This is a genomic window from Herbiconiux aconitum, assembly GCF_024979235.1.
Classification (GTDB): domain Bacteria; phylum Actinomycetota; class Actinomycetes; order Actinomycetales; family Microbacteriaceae; genus Herbiconiux; species Herbiconiux aconitum.
The window spans coordinates 2,215,925-2,238,786 of record NZ_JANLCM010000001.1; the positions used below are offsets into that span (position 1 = coordinate 2,215,925).

The 22,862-nt window shown below is 66.9% G+C and carries 26 protein-coding genes; 19 read left to right on the forward strand and 7 right to left on the reverse strand.

The genetic code is table 11. The features are described from left to right. The first annotated feature begins 27 nt into the window (after positions 1–27). Positions 28–327: a hypothetical protein gene (locus N1027_RS10500; RefSeq protein WP_259507536.1), complete on the forward strand. Its 300-nt coding sequence runs from the start codon at positions 28–30 to the stop codon at positions 325–327. 460 nt (positions 328–787) lie between these two features. Then, positions 788–1,261, forward strand: coding sequence for a hypothetical protein (locus tag N1027_RS10505; RefSeq protein ID WP_259507537.1), 474 nt, complete (start codon positions 788–790; stop codon positions 1,259–1,261). A 1,180-nt stretch (positions 1,262–2,441) separates the two neighbouring features. On the opposite strand, the gene N1027_RS10510 is transcribed toward N1027_RS10505, so the two are convergent. Further along, positions 2,442–2,885: a winged helix-turn-helix transcriptional regulator gene (locus N1027_RS10510; protein ID WP_259507539.1), complete on the reverse strand. Its 444-nt coding sequence runs from the start codon at positions 2,883–2,885 to the stop codon at positions 2,442–2,444. A gap of 64 nt (positions 2,886–2,949) precedes the next feature. Here N1027_RS10510 and N1027_RS10515 point away from each other — a divergent pair, with 64 nt between their 5' ends. After that, positions 2,950–5,277, forward strand: coding sequence for an LLM class flavin-dependent oxidoreductase (locus tag N1027_RS10515; protein ID WP_259507540.1), 2,328 nt, complete (start codon positions 2,950–2,952; stop codon positions 5,275–5,277). Between the two features lie 9 nt (positions 5,278–5,286). On the opposite strand, the gene N1027_RS10520 is transcribed toward N1027_RS10515, so the two are convergent. From N1027_RS10520 to N1027_RS10535, 4 genes are all read right to left on the reverse strand, one after another. Beyond that, positions 5,287–5,544: a DUF6458 family protein gene (locus N1027_RS10520; RefSeq protein WP_259507541.1), complete on the reverse strand. Its 258-nt coding sequence runs from the start codon at positions 5,542–5,544 to the stop codon at positions 5,287–5,289. Positions 5,545–5,604: 60 nt separating this feature from the next. Beyond that, positions 5,605–6,489 (reverse strand): LLM class flavin-dependent oxidoreductase, encoded by an 885-nt coding sequence (locus N1027_RS10525; protein ID WP_259507543.1) that lies wholly within the window; start codon positions 6,487–6,489, stop codon positions 5,605–5,607. Between the two features lie 227 nt (positions 6,490–6,716). Continuing rightward, on the reverse strand, positions 6,717–8,072 hold the full coding sequence (locus tag N1027_RS10530) for an MFS transporter (protein ID WP_259507545.1): 1,356 nt from the start codon (positions 8,070–8,072) through the stop codon (positions 6,717–6,719). Beyond that, entirely contained in the window at positions 8,069–8,500 is a 432-nt protein-coding gene (locus N1027_RS10535) for a MarR family winged helix-turn-helix transcriptional regulator (RefSeq protein ID WP_259507546.1), read from the reverse strand. The genes N1027_RS10530 and N1027_RS10535 overlap by 4 nt, the downstream gene beginning before the upstream one ends. A 117-nt stretch (positions 8,501–8,617) precedes the next feature. Here N1027_RS10535 and ffh point away from each other — a divergent pair, with 117 nt between their 5' ends. After that, positions 8,618–10,195 carry a signal recognition particle protein gene (ffh, locus tag N1027_RS10540; protein ID WP_259507547.1) on the forward strand — a complete coding sequence of 526 codons (1,578 nt, stop codon included), beginning with the start codon at positions 8,618–8,620 and terminating at the stop codon, positions 10,193–10,195. A gap of 51 nt (positions 10,196–10,246) precedes the next feature. After that, a complete protein-coding gene (locus N1027_RS10545) occupies positions 10,247–11,053 on the forward strand; it encodes an LLM class F420-dependent oxidoreductase (RefSeq protein ID WP_259507548.1) in 807 nt (268 codons plus the stop codon). A 12-nt stretch (positions 11,054–11,065) separates the two neighbouring features. Here N1027_RS10545 and N1027_RS10550 read toward each other — a convergent pair whose 3' ends face one another. Beyond that, positions 11,066–12,199 carry a glutamate--cysteine ligase gene (locus N1027_RS10550; protein ID WP_259507550.1) on the reverse strand — a complete coding sequence of 378 codons (1,134 nt, stop codon included), beginning with the start codon at positions 12,197–12,199 and terminating at the stop codon, positions 11,066–11,068. Between the two features lie 175 nt (positions 12,200–12,374). Between N1027_RS10550 and rpsP the strand changes: the two genes are divergently transcribed. From rpsP to trmD, 5 genes are all read left to right on the forward strand, one after another. After that, entirely contained in the window at positions 12,375–12,860 is a 486-nt protein-coding gene (gene rpsP, locus N1027_RS10555) for a 30S ribosomal protein S16 (RefSeq protein WP_259507552.1), read from the forward strand. A gap of 2 nt (positions 12,861–12,862) precedes the next feature. Then, positions 12,863–13,099 (forward strand): RNA-binding protein, encoded by a 237-nt coding sequence (locus N1027_RS10560; protein ID WP_092555221.1) that lies wholly within the window; start codon positions 12,863–12,865, stop codon positions 13,097–13,099. After that, a complete protein-coding gene (rimM, locus tag N1027_RS10565; protein WP_259507964.1) occupies positions 13,092–13,673 on the forward strand; it encodes a ribosome maturation factor RimM in 582 nt (193 codons plus the stop codon). Before N1027_RS10560 ends, rimM begins: the two co-directional genes overlap by 8 nt. Before the next feature lie 82 nt (positions 13,674–13,755). Beyond that, on the forward strand, positions 13,756–14,685 hold the full coding sequence (locus N1027_RS10570) for a type IV toxin-antitoxin system AbiEi family antitoxin domain-containing protein (RefSeq protein WP_259507554.1): 930 nt from the start codon (positions 13,756–13,758) through the stop codon (positions 14,683–14,685). Positions 14,686–14,707: 22 nt separating this feature from the next. Next, positions 14,708–15,448: a tRNA (guanosine(37)-N1)-methyltransferase TrmD gene (gene trmD / locus N1027_RS10575; RefSeq protein WP_259507556.1), complete on the forward strand. Its 741-nt coding sequence runs from the start codon at positions 14,708–14,710 to the stop codon at positions 15,446–15,448. A 22-nt stretch (positions 15,449–15,470) separates the two neighbouring features. Here the strand turns inward: trmD and map are convergent, their stop codons facing one another. Further along, a complete protein-coding gene (gene map / locus N1027_RS10580; protein WP_259507558.1) occupies positions 15,471–16,241 on the reverse strand; it encodes a type I methionyl aminopeptidase in 771 nt (256 codons plus the stop codon). Between the two features lie 94 nt (positions 16,242–16,335). On the opposite strand from map, the gene N1027_RS10585 reads away from it, so the two are divergent. From N1027_RS10585 to N1027_RS10625, 9 genes are all read left to right on the forward strand, one after another. Continuing rightward, the gene (locus N1027_RS10585; RefSeq protein WP_259507560.1) at positions 16,336–16,842 is read left to right on the forward strand and encodes a hypothetical protein; all 507 of its coding nucleotides are present in this window, start codon (positions 16,336–16,338) and stop codon (positions 16,840–16,842) included. A gap of 173 nt (positions 16,843–17,015) precedes the next feature. Further along, positions 17,016–17,363: a 50S ribosomal protein L19 gene (gene rplS, locus N1027_RS10590; RefSeq protein WP_092555233.1), complete on the forward strand. Its 348-nt coding sequence runs from the start codon at positions 17,016–17,018 to the stop codon at positions 17,361–17,363. A gap of 87 nt (positions 17,364–17,450) precedes the next feature. After that, complete coding sequence (lepB, locus tag N1027_RS10595; protein WP_259507563.1) at positions 17,451–18,251, forward strand: signal peptidase I; 801 nt, start codon at positions 17,451–17,453, stop codon at positions 18,249–18,251. Beyond that, positions 18,248–19,150: a ribonuclease HII gene (gene rnhB / locus N1027_RS20125; protein WP_308199793.1), complete on the forward strand. Its 903-nt coding sequence runs from the start codon at positions 18,248–18,250 to the stop codon at positions 19,148–19,150. Before lepB ends, rnhB begins: the two co-directional genes overlap by 4 nt. Before the next feature lie 12 nt (positions 19,151–19,162). Next, positions 19,163–19,486, forward strand: coding sequence for a DUF2469 domain-containing protein (locus N1027_RS10605; protein WP_092555240.1), 324 nt, complete (start codon positions 19,163–19,165; stop codon positions 19,484–19,486). Positions 19,487–19,606: 120 nt separating this feature from the next. Further along, positions 19,607–19,966: a YraN family protein gene (locus tag N1027_RS10610; RefSeq protein WP_259507566.1), complete on the forward strand. Its 360-nt coding sequence runs from the start codon at positions 19,607–19,609 to the stop codon at positions 19,964–19,966. Beyond that, positions 19,963–21,498 (forward strand): YifB family Mg chelatase-like AAA ATPase, encoded by a 1,536-nt coding sequence (locus tag N1027_RS10615; protein ID WP_259507966.1) that lies wholly within the window; start codon positions 19,963–19,965, stop codon positions 21,496–21,498. Before N1027_RS10610 ends, N1027_RS10615 begins: the two co-directional genes overlap by 4 nt. Beyond that, positions 21,495–22,361, forward strand: coding sequence for a DNA-processing protein DprA (locus N1027_RS10620; protein ID WP_259507568.1), 867 nt, complete (start codon positions 21,495–21,497; stop codon positions 22,359–22,361). Before N1027_RS10615 ends, N1027_RS10620 begins: the two co-directional genes overlap by 4 nt. A gap of 55 nt (positions 22,362–22,416) precedes the next feature. Continuing rightward, a complete protein-coding gene (locus N1027_RS10625; protein ID WP_259507569.1) occupies positions 22,417–22,725 on the forward strand; it encodes a hypothetical protein in 309 nt (102 codons plus the stop codon). Positions 22,726–22,862 lie beyond the last annotated feature (137 nt).

Consider the following 22,862-nt stretch of genomic DNA (forward strand, 5'->3'; position numbering starts at 1 on the left):
GATGGTCTGTCAGCGTCGGTCGGGGAGATGAACTCGAAGGCAGAGGAGATATGTCGAAAACTCGTCCCGGTCGATTCTGCCCACAGCGCTTTATCCGGCGCCGTCAGCAGCACACAAAGTGGAGTTGTAGGCCTGATAACCGGCTTCGACCCCTCGAATGCCGACCCCAACGTCGATTCGATGAGGAACAGCGACATCTTCGTGGCTATTTGCATCGTGAGTGGCGATACCGTCGCGGCGGGCATCCCGAGCGGCGCTGAGTATCTTGCGATTTACGAGACGGCGATCTCAGGCGGTGATGCCAGCGGAGAAGTCGCCTATTGGTAGCGGCTTCGAATACGTGCGTACGGATCGCAAAAGTGAGGGGCAGGGTAACTCGCGTCGATTAGAACCGCGAAGTGGGTTACTTTCGCGAACTAAGCACTTAGGAGCACGCTCTACTCGCGCGACTTTCGTCATGACCAGCTCAGAGCGCAACGAGTGGTTGGTAAGAGCAGCTTCCGACGACGTCCCGTTGGAGACAGCGCGCTCGGCCTGCCCGCCGCCCTGAGCTGCTAGCCCGTCAGATGGCGTCACCGAAGGAGATCGAACCGGCCTACCGTGCGCTCTATCCGGCGACGCCGGATAAGAATTTCGACGCGCTGGTTTCCGCGGATCAAGGCCAACGGGGTCAGCCCACGTCCTATGGCTGGTCGTACTGCTGCCGCCCATGCTGAAAGGGAGGGAGTCGGTGGTATTCGCGCGTCGCACGAGCTTTGTGATTGCCGGAGCAGTCATCACCACCCTCATGATCAGCATCGTCTGGATCATCGCCTGGGTTGTGGGAAGGAGGAAGCGAGCAGTCACCAGGCTCCGCGCCGACGCGTGGATCACTAACTGCAGGAGGGAGGCTCCGACACTCGAGGCGCTCGGGCTTGTCGACGATTCAGGCCGGTTCGATGGAACGCTCGGAATCGACTACTACTTCATACTCGCCGTGGAGAACGAGAACATCGAATTCTGGTCGGGCGGCGCGAAGGAGCCTTTCTGCGCTGTCCGTCGGCCCCTTGCAGAGGTCGATCGCTTCGAAGTGGGCTCGATGCCGATTCGAGTCGGCGAATGGCCCGTCTGCGTAATCGTCTTCAAAGGTGAGTCGGAAATCCGCGTACCTGTGATGATCCTGTCGACCTGGGGCGTTCTTCCGGCCAAGGGCCCACGAATTGCTCAGGTTGTGGAGAAACTCGAGCATCGACGTCTTGAAGCGACGGGGAACGGGTCGTAAAACCAATCGCGAAGCGCGACCAAGCAGCGGGCCACAAGTGGGTGGCACGAAGAGTGCAATGAGCGATTCTGGCCGCGGTGCTCAGCCATCTCCATTCAGTAAGGAGTTCGGGATGTATCCCACGCCGTTCCGTGTCGCTGTCGCTGTCGCTGTCGCTGTCGCTGTCGCTGTCGCTGTCGTTGTCGCCCTTTTTATGCCTTCATGGCGGTCTTCGGCATCTCCAACGCGCTAGGACTCTTGATCACGTTCTCAAACGCCCTGAACGCGGATTACTCAGCCAGAGTTCTGCCTCCGCGATAGTCGTGGGAACAGCTCTGCTGTTGCTGCTGGCCCGGTCGTGGTTGAGTTTCGCCAGGTCCCTATGATGCGGAGGGAATGGCCCGACCTGATGGTCTATCCGGTCCGGTTGGAGCCTGAAGTGCGGGCGTTTCTGAAGCGGCACGGAGCCCCGGCATCGGTTCTCGAACCTCTCAAGGCCACAGGAGTGTTCATTGTTGAAGCCGGCGCGAGATCACTGTGATTCGGCGAGATTACAAATCGAGATCTCTTGACGTTCCGTGGAGAAGCCCCACGACCGGCTATGCAGTTGTCCGCCATCTCGCCCTCATGCACCCGGTGAGACGGTTGCTGATCTCGAGCGTCGACGCCATACTGCGGCTGAGAGCGCGTCATGACAATTGCGCTCGAGTGATTACAGGTCTGTCACCCAGAAGCTGGTCGCGACTTTGGTCCAACTACGACGTCTATCCGGGCGCTCATTGGACAGCGCGACGATCGCCCCGGTCGAGTAGCTGACGAGCCGAGGACCAGTAGCACACGTGGCGGACGGCGCGCCGTACTGGTCGATAAGTAGAAGGCACCACGGATTCCTGGAACCCTTGAGAAGCACCGCGTAGTAGGTCGAGTTGTCTACCGTACCGAGAAGTCTGTATCCATCGTCCACAGCTTGGGGAAGAACCAAGCGAGCTACCTCCGGCGGCATATCGTCGTCGGTTGCATCGCGCCCGAACACCATGAGTCCTTATGGGGTGCACCCTGCAAGGCCGAACGTGATCGCCAGAACTGCGACGACCACCGCAGCCGACTTTCGCATTCGTCTTTTGGGATCCACGGAGTCATTTTAGCGAAAAATACTCACAAAGTGGCCTATATGAGCACACTCTGAAGCAGCGACCGCCGCTCAGCCCAGCGCGGGGGTGGGAGCCGACGGCGCCGGCGCAGCGGCCGGAGGCGCCGCCGACGGAGCGGCAGCCTTGACAGGCGCATCCGCCGCCGCGGACTCGCCCTCCCAGCGCTGCCCCCACGCAACAAGCGGCTGCAACGACTGCAAGAGGTCGGCGCCCCGCGGCGTCAGGGCATACCGCACCTGCACCGGCGTCGTGGCGATCACCGACCGGGTCACGAGGCCGACCCGCTCGAGCTCCTTCAGCCTCTGGGCGAGCAGCCGATCCGACAGCCCCGAGACAGACGCCACGATGTCGCTGAAGCGCGTGGCGCCCTGCGCGATGGCGAGAAGGATGCCCGAGCTCCACCGCTTGCCGACGAGTTCGACAGACGAGGTGAAGCGTCGGCACTCGGCGTCGTCGATGTGATGCCAGACAGGGGGTGGAGTGGATGAAGTCACTTACCTAGTGTAAGTCACTAACGTGCCGTTTGGTCGCAGCGCGCGGGAGGCGCATCCTTGTCGCATGGCTCACTACGGTCACCGCCTGCAGTTCGGCACCTTCATCACTCCCGTCAACTCCCCACCCACCGCCGCAATCGCCCGCGCCCAGCTGAGCGAGCGCCTCGGCTACGACCTCGTGACCTTCCAAGACCACCCCTACCAGCCGTCGTTCCTCGACACCTGGACCCTGATGACCTGGGTCGCCGCCCAGACCGAACGAATCCACATAGCACCGAATGTGCTCAACCTTCCGCTCCGCCCACCGGCCGTCACTGCGCGCGCGGCCGCGAGCCTCGACCTGCTCTCCGGCGGCCGGTTCGACCTCGGTCTCGGCGCGGGCGGCTTCTGGGACGCCATCGATGCCATGGGCGGCCGCCGCCTCACCCCCGGTCAGGCCGTCGACGCTCTGAGCGAGGCGATCGACGTGATACGCGGCATCTGGAACGCGGGCGAACGCGCGCCCCTCCGCATCCCAGGCGACTACTACCACCTCGACGGCGCCAAGCGCGGCCCCGCGCCCGCCCACGCCGTGCCCATCTGGGTCGGCGCCTACAAGCCCCGGATGCTCCGCCTCACCGGTCGCAAAGCCGACGGCTGGCTGCCCTCCCTGGCCTACCTCCAGCCCGGAGACCTGCGCGCCGGCAACGCGGCCATTGATCAGGCGGCGACGGATGCCGGGCGAGACCCGCGCGAGATCCGTCGCCTTCTCAACATCGGCGGGCGGTTCTCCGGCCCGGCGAACGGCGGGGGAGCCGGCGGCGCGGCCGCCCCCACCGCCCCGCTCCGCGACGGCGGCCAGCTCTCCGGCCCGAGCCCCCAATGGGTCGAGCAGCTCCTCCCGCTGGTGGTGGAGGAGGGCATCGGCACCCTCATCCTGATGGGCGACGACCCCGCGACGCTGCAGCAGTTCGCCGAAGAGGTCGCACCGGCGTTGCGCGAGGCCGTCGAACGCGAACTCGGCGTCGACAGCACGGTCGAACGCACCGTGCGCAACTCGATCGCACTCGCCAAGCGACGCGAAGGCATCGACTACGACGCCGTGCCCGACTCGCTCACCGACACCGTGATCGAACCCGGCGACCTCGACTTCCCTCGCGTGCGTTCGACCTACATGCGCGGCGGATCGCCCGGCCTCGTTTTCCGGGTCAGCACGGTCGAGCAGGTCGTGGACGCGCTGGCCTTCGCCCGCCGGCATCCGGATGCGCCACTCGCCATCCGCAGCGGAGGCCACGGCATCAGCGGCCGCTCCACGAACGACGGCGGCATCGTGATCGACCTGTCGAAGTTGAACGAGATCGAGGTGCTCGACGAGGCGACCCGGCGCGTGCGCATCCAGCCCGGCGCCCGCTGGATGGACGTCGCCGCCGCACTCGCCGAGCATGGCTGGGCCCTCAGCTCCGGCGACTACGGGGGAGTGGGGGTCGGGGGCCTCGCGACGGCCGGCGGCATCGGCTGGCTGGTGCGCGAACACGGGCTGACCATCGACCACCTGCGCGCCGTTGAGATCGTGCTCGCTGACGGTCGGCTGGTGCGGGCGAGCGACGACGAGAACTCCGAGCTCTTCTGGGCGGTGCGTGGAGCCGGCGCCAACGTCGGCATCGTGGTCTCGTTCGAGTTCGAGGTCGACACGGTGGGCGACGTCGGCTGGGCCCAGCTCGCCTTCGACGCGAGCGACACCGCCGGGTTTCTCGAGCGTTGGGGCTCCGCCGTCGAGAACGCGCCGCGCGACCTCACCAGTTTTCTCATCATGGGCGGCCCGCGGCCGGGCCAGCCCGCCATCGCGCAGGTGCTCGCCGTGGTCGACTCCGACGACCCCGAGACGATCGTCGATCGCCTCCAGCCGCTCGCCGACACCGCCCCACTGGTCGACCAGTCGGTGCAGCTCCTTCCCTACTCCGCCGTGATGGCGAATGCGCAAGGCGGCGACCACGACGGGCGCGGCGAGCCGACATCGCGATCCGGCCTGATCGACCACATCACGCCTGAGTTCGCCCAGGCGGCGACCCGGATGCTCGAAACGGGCGCGGTCTACTTCTTCCAGATCCGCTCGGTGGGCGGAGCCGTCGCCGACATCGACCCCGATGCCACGGCCTATGCGCACCGCTCAGCGAACTTCTCCGTGGTGGCGTTCGGATCGCGCCGGGAGCGCCTCGACGAGGTGTGGGACGAGCTGCTCGTGCATTTCGACGGGCTCTATCTGAGCTTCGAAACGGACCTCCGCCCGGATCGGGTGACCGATGCCTTCCCGACCGCGACCCTCGCACGTCTTCGGGCGCTCAAGCGGCGCTACGATCCCGATCACGTGTTCCGCGACAACTTCTCGGTCGCGCAGGTGGCCGAGGTCTCGTGAGCCGACCGGTCAGCGCAGCGGGTCGTCGCTCTCCGTGGTACGGCGCGTGATCTGCTCGCCGCTGGCCGGATCGACGCCCGTGCGCGTGGTCGAGATCGATTGCCGCCTCCGCAGCAGCAGGACGATGCCGATGATCAGCACCAGCACCCCCGCACCCATGAGGATGTAACCGACCAGGTCGAGGTCGATCCACTCCAGTTGGATGTTCAGCGCGAACACCAGGATGGCGCCGATGACGATCAGCGCGATACCGCCTCCGATACTCATACCGAACACCGTAGACCCGTCAGGCCGATCACCGCAGACCCGTCGGGCCGGTTTCGCCTATCAGGCCGAACGGATGCGTGCCGCGACCTCCTCGAGAACCTCTTCCGAACCAGCGTAAAGGCCGTCGCGCCGAGGCCAGTGGCTGATCACGTCGGTGAATCCCAGCTCGGCGGCCCGCCCGACCCTGTCGTCGAAGGCGGCGACACTCGACAGCGAGTACACCTCCGGGTTGTCGAGGGAGAGCACACGATCGATCGAGAGCGGATCGCGCCCGGCGGCCTCGGCCGCATCGTCGAGCCGGTGCGACAGCTCGGCCACCGACCGCCACCAGTCCTCGCCGGTCGCGCCTTCGGCACCCGTCGTCACCCAGCTCTGTCCGAAACGCGCCACGAGTGCGAGCCCCTTCGGTCCGTTCGCGGCCAGCATGAACGGCATCCGCGGCACCTGCGCCGGCGCTCCCACCATGCGGGCTTCATGCGCGGTGTACCAGTCTCCGGACGCCGAGATCCCGCCCGACCCTGCGCTCTCGAAACGCAACAGTTCGTCGAGCATCTCCACGAACTCGGCGAAGCGTTCGTGGCGCTGCCGCGCGGTCAGCTGCTCTTGACCGAGCACGAACGCGTCGAATCCGGTGCCACCCGATCCGACGCCGAAGGTGAATCGGCCGCCCGAGATGTCGTCGAGAGTGGCCAGGTCTTTGGCGAGCGGAACCGGATGCCGGAAGTTCGGCGAGGCCACGAAGGTGCCGAGCCGGATGCGCGTCGTCGCGGTGGCGGCAGCCGTGAGCAGCGGGATGGTGGCGCACCACGGCTCATCGGCGAGCGAGCGCCAGGAGAGGTGGTCGTACGTCCAAGCGTGATCGAAGCCGAGCTCCTCGGCCAGCACCCACTTGCGGCGCGATTCGGGCCAGGGGTCTTGGGGGAGGATGACGATTCCGTAGCGCATGGGGCCATTCTGCCTCGGGCGCCGTGCTTTGCGCGGCGTCCTCGGGCGTCGCCGGTCCCTGCCCGGCGCCGCGCGACATGTTCGCGTGCGGTCGCTGACGCGGCCGCGCGCTCACCCTGGGTCGGCCCGAAGCGGCCCGTCGCGTTCGCGATCGCGTTCGCGTTCGCGTTCGCGTACGGACCGTGGCGTTCGGGTGCGGCCTGGTGCGTTCGGTGCCGGGGCGATCTTCAGGCGCGCTTGGCGTCCGCCTCGTCCAGCGCGAAGTCCTCCTCGAGTTCCTCGTCGCGCGGGGCGACCGCGGCGAAGGAGCCCGTGAGGGTCTCGTTGCCGGCGCGACCGAAGACGAAATGCGGGCGGCGGTCGGGCCCGAGCCGCACCCGCAGCTTTCGGTGCAGCACGAGCCAGGCAGCGCCGATGAGGAACGCCACCACGCCTGCAAGTGCGGCGACCCCGAGTGCCCACCGCGGGCCGAGCGTGTTGGCGATGGCGCCCACGAGAGGCGCGCCGATCGGAGTGCCTCCCATGAAGATCGCCATGTAGAGCGCCATCACACGCCCGCGCATCATGGGGTCGGTCGTGGTCTGCACCGTGCCGTTGGCGGTGGTCATGAGGATCTGCCCCGAGAACCCGATCAGCACGAGCGCACCCGCGAACACCCAGTAGCTCGGTGCGAGCGCCGCGGCCAGGGCGCTGACGCCGAACGCGGCGCTCGCGAGGAAAACGAGCTGCACCCGCGGCCGATCGCGACTGGCCGACACCAGCGCACCGGCGACCGATCCGATCGCCATGATCGATGTGAGCAACCCGAACCCGGCCGAACCCTGACCGAACTCCACGGTCGCCATGGTCGAGGTGAAGATCTGGTAGTTGAAGCCGAAGGTGCCGATCACGAACACGATGACGAAGATGATCAGCAGATCCGGCCGCCCTCGCACGTAGTGCAGACCGGCCAGTAGCTGGCCCTTCGCCCGCGGCGCCTGCTTCATCAGCTGGGCCGCTCCGATACGGATGAACTTCAGCGACACCACCACCGCCGCGAACGTGACGGCGTTGATGATGAACACCCACCCGGCACCGATCACCGCCACCAGGAGCCCCGCGATCGCCGGCCCGATGGTGCGGGCCGCGTTGAACGCCGCCGAGTTGAGGGCGACCGCGTTCGAGACGTTCGCACCCGAGACGAGCTCGGCCACGAAGGTCTGGCGCACGGGCGCGTCGATCGCCGACGCGATGCCGAGGAGCAGGGCGAAGACGTAGACGATCCACAGCTGTGCCGTGCCCGTGAGCACGATGATGCCGAGCGCGAGCCCCAGCGCACCCATCGCGATCTGCGTGACCATGAGGGTGTGTCGTTTGTTCAATCGGTCGGCGATGAGGCCCGACACGGGAACGAGCAACAGCTGCGGGCCGAGCTGCAACGCCACCGTGATGCCGAGTGCCGCCGCATCGTGGTTGGTGAGTTCGGTGAGCACGATCCAGTCCTGAGCCGTGCGCTGCATCCAGGTGCCGACATTCGACACGAGGGCGCCCGCGAACCAGATGCGGTAGTTGATGCTGGAGAGCGAGCGGAACATCGCGCTCATTCGTCGACCATCCGGCGGATGACGGCGGCGGCCCGTTCGAGCAGGTCGAGCTCCTCGTCGCTCAACGAGGCGAGGCGGCGGTCGAGCCAGGCGTCTCGGCGACGGCGGGTCTCGAGCACGACCTGACGGCCGGCATCCGTCAGTGTCACGAGCACGAGCCGGCGATCGTCGTCGCTGCGGGCACGCACCACGTAGCCCGAGCGCTCGAGGGCGTTGAGGGTGCGGTTCATCGAAGGCGGCGTGACGTGCTCGCGGGCGCTGAGGGCAACCGGCGTCATCGGGCCGTCGCGCAGAACCACCGCCAGCACTCCGGCCTGGGCGTCGCTCAGCTCGTCGTCGGCCTTCTCGCGGCGGAGCCGGCGGGCCAGCCGCAGCGTCGCCGCACGCAGCTCCGTGCTCAGCGAGCGGGAGGGGGTGTCGACGGTCATGTAGTTAGCATACGCTCATTAGCTTGGCTAATGAAATCGGATGCACACACCCGTTCTGCAGACGCCTTGCATGCCCTCGCCCGACTGTCAGCCCGGACCGGTTAAACTGGATGCACGATGGCTACTTTTGGAACTCTCTCGGACAGGCTCGCCGAAACCTTCAAGAATCTCCGCACGAAGGGAAAGCTGAGCCCCGCCGACGTCGATTCGACCGTGCGCGAGATTCGTCGCGCCCTGCTCGACGCCGACGTCGCACTCGAGGTCGTCAAGGAGTTCACGGGCAGGGTGCGCGAGCGCGCACTCGGCGACGAGGTCAACAAGGCCCTGAACCCCGCTCAGCAGGTGGTGCAGATCGTCAACGAGGAGCTCGTGCAGATTCTCGGCGGCACGCAGCGCCGGCTCGAGTTCGCGAAGAAGCCGCCGACCGTCATCATGCTCGCCGGCCTCCAGGGCGCCGGCAAGACGACCCTCGCGGGCAAGCTCGCGAAGTGGCTCGCGAAAGACAACCACACCCCGCTGCTGGTCGCCGCCGACCTTCAGCGCCCCAACGCCGTCAACCAGCTGCAGATCGTGGGCGGCCAGGCCGGCGTGCCGGTCTTCGCTCCCGAGCCCGGCAACGGCGTCGGAAATCCGGTGCGGGTCGCGAAAGACTCCATCAAGTTCGCGGTCGACAAGCAGTACGACACGGTCATCATCGACACCGCCGGCCGCCTCGGTGTCGACGCCGACATGATGAAGCAGGCCGCCGACATCCGTAAGGCCGTCGACCCCGACGAGGTGCTCTTCGTCATCGACGCCATGATCGGCCAGGACGCGGTGGCCACGGCCCGCGCGTTCCAGGAGGGCGTCGACTTCACGGGCGTCGTGCTCACCAAGCTCGACGGCGACGCCCGCGGTGGCGCGGCGCTGTCCGTCGCATCCGTCACCGGCCGCCCGATCATCTTCGCGTCGACCGGCGAGACGCTCGACGACTTCGAGCCGTTCTACCCCGACCGCATGGCGTCGCGCATCCTCGACCTCGGCGACGTGCTCTCGCTCATCGAGCAGGCCCAATCGGCCTTCGACGAAGACGAGGCGCGCGCGGTCGCGGAGAAGTTCGCCACCGACTCGTTCACCCTCGAAGACTTCCTCAAGCAGATGCAGCAGCTGCGGAACGTCGGCTCCATCAAGAAGATGATGGGAATGCTCCCCGGTGCGGGCGGCCTGAAGCAGCAGCTCGAGAACTTCGACGAGAAGGAGATCGTGCGCACCGAAGCGATCATCCAGTCGATGACGAAGGCCGAGCGGCAGAATCCGAAACTGCTGAACGGATCGCGGCGGCTTCGCATCGCCCGTGGCTCGGGCATGACGGTCACCGAGGTGAACTCGCTCATCCAGCGGTTCGAGCAGGCCTCGAAGATGATGAAGACGGTGGCCAAGGGCGGGGTGCCGAACGTTCCTGGCATGGGGCCGATCCCGGGCGCCGGCTTCGGTGGCGGGCGCGGAAAGCCGCAGGCCAAGAAGAAGAGCGGATCCCGCTCGGGCAACCCCGCGAAGCGTGCGGCCGAGAACGCGGCGCGAGCGTCGGGTGAGAAGCCGGCGATCGCGGCCGGCAACGGCGGAGGTGCAGGATTCGGTCTCGGTTCGAAGGCCGCCGACGGCACCCCCAACCCGAGCCCCGAAGAACTCGAGGCGCTGCAGCGGTTCCTTCGCTGAGAATTCAGCGGGTGGTCATCGGGTGACCGACCGGGAAAATATGCTTGTCACATGACAACTTCCTCTCGGCCGGTTCGTGTCGGCGTGCAGATCGCCCCGCAGCACTCCTCCTATCAGGTCATCCGCGACACCCTGACCGAACTCGAAGACCTCGGCGTCGACATCGCCTTCAACTGGGACCACTTCTACCCGCTCTCAGGCGATCCCGACGGCCTGCACTTCGAGGGCTGGACGATGCTGGCCGCCTGGGCCGAGCAGACTTCGCGCATCCAGTTCGGCCCGCTCGTCACCTGCAACAGCTACCGCAACCCCGACCTGCTCGCCGACATGGCACGCACCGTCGACCACATCAGCGCCCGTGACGGTGCCGAAGGGCGCCTCGTGTTCGGCATCGGCTCGGGCTGGTTCGAGCGCGACTACGACGAGTACGGCTACGAGTTCGGCACGCCGGGCACGCGGCTCGACTCGCTCTCGGAGGCGCTGCCGCGCATCGAGGCTCGCTGGGAGAAGCTGAACCCGGCGCCCACGCGCGACATCCCGGTGCTGATCGGTGGTGGCGGCGAGAAGAAGACGCTGCGCATCGTGGCCGAGCACGCCGACATCTGGCACTCCTTCTCCGACGTCGAGACGCTCGAGCGCAAGCTCGTGGTGCTGAGCGACTGGTGCGAGAAGGTGGGTCGCGACGTCGGCGAGATCGAGATCTCGACGGGCGTGCGCGGGGCATCGGGCGAGGAAGTCCCCCAACTCGAGAAGCAGCTCGAGCTCGGGGTGACGCTCTTCACGCTCGGCATCTCCGGCCCTGACATCGACCTGCAGGGCGCGCGCGACCTGGTGGCGTGGCGCGACAGCCTGAACTAGGGCGCCGTCGATCTACCTCAACCCGTGGCGGAGTTCACGGGTGAGGGAGGCGACCACGGCCCGCAGGCTGCCGCCATTCGCCTCGGCGACGCGGAGCTGGCGCTGGTAGCTCGCGCCGCCGGACAGGATGAGGTTCACCTGATCGAGTTCGGCCGCGCAGCCGAGCCGTTCCGCGGTCGGCGCGAGGCGTTCCAGTTCGCGGCGCACCGCATCCGTCACCAGTTCTTCGTTTCCGGCGGAATCGAGGATGATCTCGGCGTCCATGCCGTAGCGGGCGGCCCGCCATTTGTTCTCGCGCACGAACCAGGGCTGCATCGTCGGCAACACCTCGCCGGCGTCGAGGCGACCCGACATGTCGTCGACCAGGCACTGGATGAACGCCGCCACGGCACCGATTTCCTCCGGGCTGGACAGGCCGTCGCAGGCCCGCATCTCCACGGTTCCCCATTGCGGGCTCGGGCGGATGTCCCAGCGCACCTCCGTGTGGTCGCTGATGACGCCGGTCTTGATGAGGTCGTCGACGTACTCCTCATAGTTCGCCCAGCTGCCGAACTGGTAGGGGAGACCGGCGGTGGGCAGTTGCTGGAACATGAGGGCGCGGTTGCTCGCGTAGCCGGTGTTCACGCCGCCCCAGAACGGGCTCGAGGCGCTGAGGGCCTGCAGATGCGGGTAGTAGTTGAGCAGGGAGTTGACGATCGGCAGCGCCTTCTCGCGATCGTCGATGCCGACGTGCACGTGGATGCCCCAGATCATCATGTTGCGGCCCCACCACTGGGTGCGGTCGATGAGCTTGTGGTAGCGCTCCTTGTCGGTCACGGTCTGCTCGAACCACTGACCGAACGGATGCGAGCCGGCGCACATCAGTTCCACGTCGAGCGGGTCGGTGATGGCACGCACCTCGGCGAGCTGGCCTTGCAGGTCTTTGACGGCATCCTCCACGCGGTCGTGGACCCCCGTGACGAGTTCGACGGTGTTGAGCAGGAGTTCGCCCGTGATCTTGGGGTGCTGAGATCCGTCGGGCTGCTTCAGCGCATCCATCACGTCGCCGGCGACCGACACCAGATCGCCCGAACTCTGCTCCACCAGGGCGATCTCCCATTCGATGCCGAGGGTCGAGCGCGGGGACTCGGCGAACGTGATCTCCATGGGCGACCTCTCGGGAATTACCGCTTCGACGGGAATATCTGTCAGAATAGCCAGTCGAGTCCATCCTCGCCCGACCCTCTAATCAGGCGGCATGGATTCCCTTAGAGCTTTTGCCGAGTGTGCCCCCACGCTCACGGCTGTCAGTTCGCCCACCTTTACATCACACAGGAGAATTGTGGCTGTCAAAATCCGTCTGAAGCGCCTGGGCAAGATCCGCGCGCCGTACTACCGCATCGTCGTCGCCGACTCGCGCACCAAGCGCGACGGTCGCGTCATCGAAGAGATCGGTCTCTACCACCCCACCGAGGAGCCCTCGGTCATCCAGGTCGACTCCGAGCGTGCCCAGTACTGGCTGTCGGTCGGCGCTCAGCCGACCGAGCAGGTCGCTGCGCTGCTGAAGCTCACCGGCGACTGGGGCAAGTTCAAGGGCGACAAGGATGCGGTTTCGACCGTTCGCGTCAAGGGTGAGAAAGAAGCCTTCGTCGCCGACGAGAAGAAGAAGCCGGTTCTGAAGCCCAAGGCCGAGCCGAAGGCTGCTCCGGTCGAGGAAGCCGCTGTCGAGGCCGAGGCTGCTGCCGACGCCGAGGCCGCTGAGGCGACCGACTCCGAGACCACCGAGATCGCGGCCGAGGTTGCCGACGACGCAGCGGACAAGGCCTGACCTTGCTCGCTCCGGCTCTCGAGCACCTCGTCAAGGGGATTGTCGACAATCCCGACGAGGTACGCGTCATCACGAAGAGCTCGCCGCGCGGCGAGGTGCTCGAGGTGCGGGTGCACCCCGATGACCTCGGCCGCGTGATCGGCCGTTCCGGGCGCACCGCGAAAGCGTTGCGCACCCTCGTCACTGCGCTCGCCGATGGCAAGCGTGTGCGTGTAGACGTGGTGGACACCGATTACTGAGAACAACAAGACCCAACTCCGGGTGGGTCGGCTGCTGAAGGCCCACGGCCTGAAGGGTGCGATCAAGCTGGAGCTGTTCACCGACGACCCGGAACGACGATTCGTTCCGGGCGCGGTGTTCACTCTGCAGGTGCCGACCTCGTCGCCCTGGCACGGCAAGACCCTCGAACTGACCGAGATGCGTTGGTACAACGGGCATCCGGTCGGCTTCTTCAAGGGAGTCCCTGACCGCAGTGCGGCCGAGGGTCTCGTCAAGGCGATCCTCTGGATCGACCTCGACGAGGCCGCGGAAGAGCCCGAAGACGATGCCTGGTACGACCACCAGCTGATCGGCCTGCGGGTCGTGCGTGAGGGCGAGCAGGTAGGAACCGTGCGTCTCGTCGAGCACATGCCGGCGCAGGACCTGCTGATCGTGAAAACCCCGGCGGGCGAGGTGATGGTGCCGTTCGTCAAGGCGATCGTGCCGTCGGTCGACCTCGAGACGGGAATCGTGACGGTCACGCCGCCGGCCGGCCTCTTCGAAGACCTCCCCGACGAGCCCGAGCCGGCTCCCGCGCCGCCTCAAGCCGAGTAACTACGTAAATGAAGAGGACCGACCCCGTATATGGGGTCGGTCCTCTTCATTTTGGTAGTAACTAATCATCATCATGGTGAGCATGACTCATCTGTTCGAGATTCTGGCCGCTGCAGGCGGCGTCGCGTCCAACGACTACCTCGCCGCGCGTGGCGTCCCGGCACCGGCACTCAACAACGCCGTCGCGCGCGGCTCGCTGCTGCGCCTGCGGCGCGGCTGGGTCAGCCTCCCCGATGCGCCGCCCGACGTGATTCGCGCGGTGCGCGTGGGAGGCAGACTCTCGTGTCTGTCCGTGCTGAAACGCCACGACCTTTGGTGCGCGACTGACAGCCGTCTCCACATCCGCGTGCCCGCCGACGCCCAGAACCTCTCCTCGCCCCACGATCGCCGCGTGCCCCTCGGCCGCCCCGAGCGTTTCGGCATCGTGCTGCACCGCTCCCATCGTGCCCAGTTCCTCGACGAGCCGGAAGGCCCGGTCGATTCTTTCGCGTGGGCGCTCCTGCACTCGATCACGTGCCAGAGCAAGATCGACGCCATCGTCACCCTCGACAGCGCTCTCAAACAGGGTCGCATCTCGCTCACTGAACTCGAATTCCTTGCCGCGGGCCTCCAGAAAACGTTCCGCGCCTACTTCGCCCTCACCGATCCGAACGCAGCCTCTGGCCTGGAGACCAAGGCGCGCCTCGGTCTTCGCCGCTACAACATCGCGTCGCGCAGTCAGGTGAAGATCCGCGGGGTCGGCAACGTCGACCTCCTCATCGGAGACCGCCTCGTCGTCGAGACCGACGGCCGCGAATGGCACACCAAGCCCGCCGCCTACCTCGAGGACCGCCGCCGCGACCTCGCCCTCGCCGAGCTCGGATACCTCGTGCTGCGTCTCAGTTACGCACAGGTGATGGACGAGTGGGAGCGGGTGGTCGTTGTGATCCGCGCGATCGTCGCTCGCGACGAACACCGATGGTCGCCCCGTCAGCTCCGCGCAGGCTTGGGAACGGGCGCCGAACTGCTCTGACGCCCGCCGTTAGGCTGTGGGGATGCGCATCGACGTCGTCACGATCTTCCCCGAATTCTTCGACGTGCTCGACATCTCGCTCCTCGGCAAGGCGCGCCAGAGCGGCCTTCTCGACGTCTCGGCGCACAACCTCCGCGAGTACACGCACGACCGGCACCGCACGGTCGACGACACGCCCTACGGTGGCGGCGCGGGCATGGTGATGAAGCCCGAACCCTGGGGCGAGGCGATCGACGAGCTGCTCGGTGACGCGACGCCTGAGAGGGCGGACGCCTCCGCCCCGCTCGTCATCTTCCCGTCGCCCGCCGGTGAGGTGTTCACCCAGAAGATGGCCCGCGAGCTGGCGCATCGCGAGCATCTGATCTTCGGATGCGGTCGCTACGAGGGCATCGACCAGCGCGTCTTCGATCACGTCGCCACGCGTGCCGAAGTGCGCCTCGTGAGCATCGGCGACTACGTGCTGAACGGGGGAGAGGTCGCGGTGATGGCCATGATCGAGGCGATCGGGCGGCTGATCCCCGGTGTGGTGGGTAACCCCGAGAGCCTCGTCGAGGAGTCGCACGAAGACGGGTTGCTCGAGTATCCGAGCTACACGAAGCCGGCGGAGTGGCGGGGGCTCGAGGTGCCGCCGATCCTCCTGAGCGGCAATCACAAGGCGATTGACGCGTGGCGCCGCGAGCAGCAGCTCGAGCGCACCCGTCGAGTGCGCCCCGACTTGCTGCGGGCCGAGACGCCCGAGAAGGCCGAGACGGCCGAGGCCTGAGCGCCCCAGCCTCGGCGGCGCCCTACGCCCGGGCGGTGAGAACGAGCGGTCCGTCCTCCGTGATCGCCACGGTGTGCTCCATGTGCGCCCCGTTCGAGCCATCGGCCGAGCGCAGGGTCCACCCGTCTTTGTCGGTGTAGATCTTGTCGGTCGTCTCGAGGAACCACGGCTCGATCGCAATGACGAGCCCGGCCCGAAGGGGGAGCCCCCGCCCGGCGCGGCCGTTGTTCGGCACGTGCGGGTCGCCGTGCATCGTGCGGCCGACGCCGTGTCCGCCGAAGTCGGTGTTGATGCCGTAGCCCGCGGCGGTCGCCACCGCGCCGATCGCGGCCGAGATGTCGCCGAGGCGGCCACCGGGCTGCGCGGCGGCGATGCCGGCGGCGAGCGCAGCGGTGGTGACTTCGATGAGCCGGGTGTCCTCCGCAGAGCGCGGCGACCCCACGACCACCGTGAGCGCTGAGTCGGAGACCCACCCTTCGACGGATGCCGCGAAGTCGAGACTCAGCACGTCTCCATCGCGGAGCGCGTAGTCGTACGGCAGCCCGTGCAGCACGGCATCGTTGACGCTCGTGCACAGCACCTTGCCGAAGGGCGAGGCGCCGAAGGAGGGGTGGTAGTCGATGTAGCACGATTCGGCCCCTCGGGCGCGGATCATGTCGTGCGCGATCCGGTCGAGCGACAGGAGATTCATGCCGACGGCGACGCGAGACGCCAGCTCCGTCAGCACTTCGGCGACGAAGGCGCCCGCCGGACGCATCTGCTCGATCTCGGCCGGTGTCTTGAGCTCGATCATCGTGTTCCTCTCCCAGGGCATTTCATGGCGCCCATGAAGACCCTACCGACCGAAGTCTCAGCGAACATCCGGAGTCGCTGCATACTCTTGTCTGGTGATCATCCGTCGGGCCTTCTTCTACTGGCAGTTCCCTGCCGCGGTGATCCTGCCCGCGTGGATACTGGTGGGCTGGGGAGTGTTCGCTGCCACCGGCTGGCAGATCATCGGACTGATCGTCGGCGTCATGTTGCTCACGGTCGCCATGCTGGCCACCGCGGGCCTGATCTTCGCCCGAAAAGATGTGCGCTCCGAACGCGCCGTCTCGTGGCTCGACGTGGGGCTGCTGACCGTGCTGCACGGGCTGATCGTGGCCGTGGGGTTCTTCACCCCGGTCACTGCCCTGCTCGGAACGCTGTCCGCAGTCGCGGTCATCGCGCTGTTCTGGTCGGGAATCATCCAACTGGTCGTCGAGACCCGGCGCCGAGTGCGCGCCACGCTGGCCGCCTTCGAGGCGCAGGCGCAGCAGGCCTCGCGCCTGCAGAGCCCGCCGCAGAAGCCGCGGATGGATGGCGAGTACATCGTGATCGAGACGAGCGACCGCCCGATGCCGCCCCGGGTCTGACCGGAATTCCGCAGATCTGCACCGCTTTGCGCGGCCCGCGTCATCTATGGCACAATTGACCCTTGTGCCGCGGCCAGGCTCTGCCACAGGGGAGCCAGCATTTCTCAGGCACATCTTCTACTGAAACCGAAGCCGTAGTCGACCTGTGGCGGGTACAGATTGCGAACACACTCATGCATATCCTCGATTCCGTCGATGCGGCCTCGCTCCGCACCGACATCCCCGACTTCCGTGCCGGCGACACCGTCAAGGTGCACGTGAACATCATCGAAGGTACGCGTTCGCGTATCCAGATCTTCCAGGGCGTCGTGATCGCCCGTAAGAACGAGGGCGTGCGCGAGAGCTTCACCGTGCGCAAGGTCAGCTTCCAGGTCGGCGTCGAGCGTACCTTCCCGGTGCACTCCCCGGTCATCGACCACATCGAGGTCGTCACCCGCGGTGACGTCCGTCGCGCGAAGCTCTACTACCTCCGCAACCTCCGCGGCAAGAAGGCCAAGATCAAAGAGAAGCGCGACGCGTAGTCTCCGAATTCGCTGCATGCCTCGCGCATGACGTCGATTATCCTGAGCTCCCGACCACTACAGTGGTTCGGGAGCTCAGGCGGTTAAATGACAGAAACATCCCTGCCCTCGCGGGAAGAAGAAGCGGACGACCAGCGTCCGAGGCGATCCCGGAGCGCGTGGCTCTTCGTTCGCGACCTGCTGATCATCTTCTTGATCGCACTGCTCGCGTCCGTTCTCATCAAGACGTTCTTGGTGCGGTCGTTCTACATCCCCTCGGGGTCGATGGAGAACACTCTGCAGATCGACGATCGCATCCTGGTGAACCAGCTGGAGCCGAACGTGATGCCGCTCTCGCGCGGCGACGTCGTGGTGTTCAAAGACCCGGGCGGCTGGCTGCCGCCCACGGCCGAGCCCGACAAGAATCCCTTGGCCGCCGGCATCGACTGGGTGCTCGAAGGCGTGGGCCTCGCAGCCGACGACGCGAACGACCACCTGATCAAGCGCGTCATCGGCTTGCCGGGCGATCACGTCGTCTGCTGCAACGCGTTGGGGCAGATGTCGGTGAACGGCATTCCGCTCGACGAGACGGCCTATCTGAAGCTCCCGGATGGGGTCTCCGCCGTCTCGCAGGAGCCCTTCGACATCACAGTGCCCCCGGATTCGCTCTGGGTGATGGGCGACAACCGCTACAACTCGGCCGATTCCCGGTTCAATCAAGACAAACCGGGCAACGGCTTCGTGCCTGAGGGCAATGTGGTGGGTCGCGCCATCCTCGTGACCTGGCCGGCCGATCACTGGACCTGGCTCGACAACTACGGCAACGTCTTCAGCGGAATTCCGGATGGGGCACCCGCCGAGGTGGGGGCTCCGACGTCCACGAGTGTGGGTGCGGGGCCCGACGAATGACCCCCGTCGCCGACCCCACGCTGAAGTTCGAGCGAGAGATCGTCGGACTCGGTCGGCGGCGCAGGGCGGCACCGCGAGTCGTTGACGGTGGCCTCCCGATCGAGGTCGGGGGCGGGGTCGGGGTCGCCGATGTTGCGGATGTCGCTGCCGGGCCGCCGCACAGCGGACTCGTGATCGGCTGCGACGAGGTCGGCCGGGGTGCTCTCGCCGGACCGGTGGCCGTCGGACTGTGCCTCATCGACGTTCGGGCAACCCGGTCGGTGCCCAAGGGTCTGCGGGACTCGAAGATGCTGGCCGAGCCCCGCCGCGAAGAACTGGCACCGGTCGCCCGCGCCTGGGGTCTGGCGCACGCCGTGGGCTATGCCTCAGCGCTCGAGATCGACCGGATCGGCATCAGCGCGTGCCTCGGACTCGCCGGCGCTCGAGCACTCGAGGAGCTCGCCGCTGCGGGCATCGACGTGTCGTCGGCCACGATCATCCTGGACGGCCAGTGGGACTGGCTCACGCCGGCCGTGTCTCGACCGCTGACGGTCCGCACCAGGATCAAGGCCGACCGTGACTGCGCATCCGTCGCCGCCGCATCCGTCATCTCGAAGGTGGCGCGGGATCGCCTGATGATCGAGCACGACGGCTCGTTCCCGCAGTACGGCTGGGTGCGCAACAAGGGGTATGCGAGCGAGGAGCACCGCGACGCGATCCTTTCGCACGGCCCGTCGGAGTTGCATCGGCACACCTGGCTCAGCAAGATGATGGCCGCGCCGACGGAGGAGGCTTCGATCGCACTCGACGGTCTGGAAGGCGTCGAGGGTCTGGAGGCCGTCGATGGTCTCGGGCTCGAGGACCGTGTGCAGCTCGCTCGGGAGTCGCTCGGGGCGACGGCCGACGGATCCGCGGCCTAGACTGGAGCCACGATGGACGACGACGAATTCGAAGACTACGACCGAGAGGTCGAGTTGGCGCTCTACCGCGAGTATCGCGACGTGGTTTCGCAGTTCAAGTACGTGATCGAGACGGAGCGCCGGTTCTACCTCGCCAATGAGGTCGAACTGGCTCGCCGCGACACCGAGCACGACTTCTACTTCGAGCTCACCATGAACGACGTCTGGGTGTGGGACGTCTATCGTTCCGACCGCTTCGTGAAGTCGGTGCGCGTGCTGACCTTCAAAGACGTCAATGTCGAAGAGCTCTCGAGCAAAGACTTCGAACTGCCCAAGGAACTCGCGCTCGACGAGTAGGGATCTCCCTTCGCCCCTCCACTCCTGCACATCTTCGGGGTGAGTGGGTAGCCGTCCCCAGTTTTCGTCCACTCGATCTTCCGCTCCTCCTGCCTCGGCACTCTTGTCGCGGAGGTAGTGATGAAGGCGAAAGATGAATTGGGCCGGCGCGGCGAGGAGTTCGCGGCGAGCACCCTGGAGAAGTCGGGGTTCCGGCTGGTGGCGCGCAATTGGCGCTGCCCGGTGGGCGAGATCGACATCGTGGCCTACGACGGGCCGGTGCTCGTGGTCGTCGAGGTGAAGACGCGAACATCGGATGCGTTCGGTCATCCATTCGAGGCCATCACACCCGCGAAGCTCCGACGCCTTCACCTGCTCGCCTCGGCTTGGCTGGCCGAACACCCGGGGAGGCGACATCCGGAGTGCCGGGTCGACGTGGTGGGAATCCTGTGGCCCGGGTACGGCGAGCCGAGCATCCAGCATCTGCGGGGTGTGTCCTGATGGTGGCGCGCACACTCTCGGTGGCGCTGCTCGGAATGACGGGCGCCGTGGTCGAAGTCGAAGCGCACATCGCCAACCAGATCCCGGGTTTCCAGTTGATCGGGCTGCCCGATGCGGCGCTCTCCGACGCGAAAGACCGCGTGCGCGCGGCGGCGGCGAACAACGGATGCCCATTGCCGGCCAAGAAGATCGTCGTGAACCTCTCCCCGGCCTCCTTGCCGAAACAAGGCTCCACCTACGACCTGGCCATCGCTGTCGCCGTATTGGCGGCAGAGGGCGGTATCGCGGTCGACGCGATCTCCTCCGTGGTGCACCTGGGGGAGCTGAGCCTCGATGGGCGGGTGCGGCCGATGCAGGGTCTTCTGCCCGCCATGGTCGCGGCTCGGGCAGCCGGCTTTCGGCGATTCGTCGTGCCGAGGGGCAACGAAGACGAGGCCATGCTCGTGCCCGACGTCGAGGTGATGACGGTGGCGTCGCTGCGCGAGGCGCTGATCCGCCATGGGGCCGACCTCGAACCGAACCCGGTGGAGACGATCCGGCAGATCGCGCTGTCGCCACCTGCTCCTTCCGCAGGCGACCTGGCCGACGTGGTGGGCAATCCCGATGCGGTCGAGGCGCTGGTGGTCGCGGCGGCCGGCGGCCATCACCTGATGATGCTCGGGCCGCCCGGAGCCGGCAAGACGATGCTGGCGGAGCGCCTGCCGGGTCTTCTGCCCGACCTCGACGCCGAGCAATCGCTCGTCGTCACCTCGTTGTCGTCACTCTCGGGCCGCCCGGTCAACGGTCTGCTGACGCGGCCGCCGCTCGAGAGCCCGCACCACACGTCGTCGGCAGCGGCGCTGGTGGGTGGTGGATCGAAGGTCATCCGTCCCGGTGCCGCCGCGCGGGCTGCGCACGGGATCCTCTTTCTCGACGAAGCGCCGGAGTTCCCGACCGCCGTGCTCGACGCGCTGCGTCAGCCGCTGGAGTCCGGAAGCATCACCATCCATCGCGCGGCGGCCGTCGCCCACTTTCCTGGAAGGTTTCAGCTCGTGCTCGCTGCAAACCCGTGCCCGTGCGGTCAGTTCGGAACGTCAGACATCCCGTGCACCTGCACACCCATCATGCGCCGGCGCTACCTGTCGCGGATGTCGGGCCCTCTCCTCGACCGGGTCGACCTGCAGCTGCGGGTGAAGCGCGTCACGACCTCGGCGGTCCGGCTGATGAGCGACGAAGGATCGCGCGTGTCCACTCGCACCGCACGGTTGCGGGTGGAACAGGCCAGGGCCGTCGCGCGGGAGCGCCTCGCCGGCACTGTTTGGAAGACGAACGCCGAGGTGCCGGGCTCGTGGTTCCGTTCGGGGGAGCGGCGGCTCCCCATCGGTGCCACAGCCGCGATCGATCGCGCGCTCGAGCGCGGAAGCCTGACGATGCGCGGGTACGACCGCGTGCTCCGGGTCGCGTGGACCATCGCGGATCTCGAGGGGGCATCAACGCCCACGAGCGACCACGTGGGCTGGGCTCTCTTTCTGCGGAAGTCGGTGGCGTCGTGAGGGTGCATCACCTGGAACGGCCGCTCGTGCGGTCGCTCGTCGAAGCGGTGAGCCGAGGGTCCGCGGATCTGCCCGGTCGCGCTGCGGCCCGTGAGGCGCCGACTCACGCCGCTTCGGAAGAGCGGGGGATCCCTGAGCTCGACGACGCAACGGTCGCGCGCATCTTCGCCACCGCCACGTGGTCGGCGCTCGTCGAGCCCGGAGATGCCGTGGCCGGTCTCCTTGTGGGTTCGATCGGCGCCGACCGGGCGCTGTCGATGCTCATCGAAGGGCGCTCGCCGCAGGACTGGCTCGCCGCCTGCGCGGAAGTGGACTCATCGTTCGAGCTCGGTGTCGGCGACGTCGTCGCAGCCTGTGAGCGTTGGCGACCGAGACTGTCGTCGAAGCTGGTGGTCGCGGCTCTGCGATCGGCGATCCAGTGCCGAACCCGCTTCGTCACGCCGGCCGATCCCGCCTGGCCCGGGTCGCTCGAGGTGCTGGGAGAGCACGCCCCGATCGGTCTCTGGGTGCGCGGCGATGTCGCGGCACTCGATCGCCCTGGTGGTGCGATCGCGATCGTCGGGTCCCGCGACGCCACGAACTACGGCGAACATGTGGCGATGGACCTGGCCTCCGGTCTGAGTGATCGCGGTTTCGCCATCGTCTCCGGCGCCGCGTATGGAATCGACGGCATGGCGCATCGCGCCTGCCTCGCGAGTCGCGGCACCACGATCGCGTTCCTCGCCGGTGGTGTCGACCGCTTGTACCCGGCGGCGCACCACGACCTGCTGCTGCGTGTCGCATCCTCCGGGGCGATCGTGTCCGAGCTCCCGTGCGGGTCGTCGCCCACGAAGTGGCGCTTTCTGCAGCGCAATTGCAAATAAGTGCGTGAGAGTCGCTCGCTTGGCGAGTCGCGTAGTTCGAAGATATGTTCGAATCATGGGGCAGAATCGCCGCTACGGATCGGATCTCACCGACGCCGCCGTCACCGAGGCGGTCACGCGGCCGATGCCCATCTCGCTCTCAGAGGCGGAGCGTGGCGCCGGCGCGGTGCGCGAGGCGGAGGAGCCGCCCGAGGTCGAGGCGTGGGTGCGGTTCCCGGAGACGCCGGTGCGGGTGCGTGGCCGTGCCGTGGCGTGGACCGACCGAGCCTTCTGGGTCGAGTTCGAGATGCGCAGCGGTGCGACCCATCGGGTCTGGGTGTGGGCGTCGGCGGTGACGGGCGTGCCGACCGGGCGAAGTCAGTGAGGCATGGCGTGCCGGAGTGGGCGAAGGGGCTTGGTAGGTTGGCGCCATGTACGCTGACATCGTCGCTTCTTTGGCCTTCGCGCTCGCCTTATTCTCCCTAGGGTGGCAGTTGGTCAGGGTGGCTCGGTGGGATAGGC

Coding starts and splice junctions, on each gene's coding strand:
- N1027_RS10610 (WP_259507566.1), top strand. CDS start 19,607: ATGAAGGCGAAAGATGAATTGGGCCGGCGCGGCGAGGAGTTCGCGGCG.
- N1027_RS10505 (WP_259507537.1), top strand. CDS start 788: ATGATCAGCATCGTCTGGATCATCGCCTGGGTTGTGGGAAGGAGGAAG.
- N1027_RS10530 (WP_259507545.1), bottom strand. CDS start 8,072: ATGAGCGCGATGTTCCGCTCGCTCTCCAGCATCAACTACCGCATCTGG.
- map (WP_259507558.1), bottom strand. CDS start 16,241: ATGATCGAGCTCAAGACACCGGCCGAGATCGAGCAGATGCGTCCGGCG.
- rplS (WP_092555233.1), top strand. CDS start 17,016: ATGCATATCCTCGATTCCGTCGATGCGGCCTCGCTCCGCACCGACATC.
- rnhB (WP_308199793.1), top strand. CDS start 18,248: ATGACCCCCGTCGCCGACCCCACGCTGAAGTTCGAGCGAGAGATCGTC.
- N1027_RS10515 (WP_259507540.1), top strand. CDS start 2,950: ATGGCTCACTACGGTCACCGCCTGCAGTTCGGCACCTTCATCACTCCC.
- trmD (WP_259507556.1), top strand. CDS start 14,708: ATGCGCATCGACGTCGTCACGATCTTCCCCGAATTCTTCGACGTGCTC.
- N1027_RS10570 (WP_259507554.1), top strand. CDS start 13,756: ATGACTCATCTGTTCGAGATTCTGGCCGCTGCAGGCGGCGTCGCGTCC.
- N1027_RS10625 (WP_259507569.1), top strand. CDS start 22,417: ATGGGGCAGAATCGCCGCTACGGATCGGATCTCACCGACGCCGCCGTC.
- N1027_RS10605 (WP_092555240.1), top strand. CDS start 19,163: ATGGACGACGACGAATTCGAAGACTACGACCGAGAGGTCGAGTTGGCG.
- N1027_RS10535 (WP_259507546.1), bottom strand. CDS start 8,500: ATGACCGTCGACACCCCCTCCCGCTCGCTGAGCACGGAGCTGCGTGCG.
- N1027_RS10545 (WP_259507548.1), top strand. CDS start 10,247: ATGACAACTTCCTCTCGGCCGGTTCGTGTCGGCGTGCAGATCGCCCCG.
- N1027_RS10520 (WP_259507541.1), bottom strand. CDS start 5,544: ATGAGTATCGGAGGCGGTATCGCGCTGATCGTCATCGGCGCCATCCTG.
- lepB (WP_259507563.1), top strand. CDS start 17,451: ATGACAGAAACATCCCTGCCCTCGCGGGAAGAAGAAGCGGACGACCAG.
- N1027_RS10550 (WP_259507550.1), bottom strand. CDS start 12,199: ATGGAGATCACGTTCGCCGAGTCCCCGCGCTCGACCCTCGGCATCGAA.
- ffh (WP_259507547.1), top strand. CDS start 8,618: ATGGCTACTTTTGGAACTCTCTCGGACAGGCTCGCCGAAACCTTCAAG.
- N1027_RS10525 (WP_259507543.1), bottom strand. CDS start 6,489: ATGCGCTACGGAATCGTCATCCTCCCCCAAGACCCCTGGCCCGAATCG.
- N1027_RS10500 (WP_259507536.1), top strand. CDS start 28: ATGAACTCGAAGGCAGAGGAGATATGTCGAAAACTCGTCCCGGTCGAT.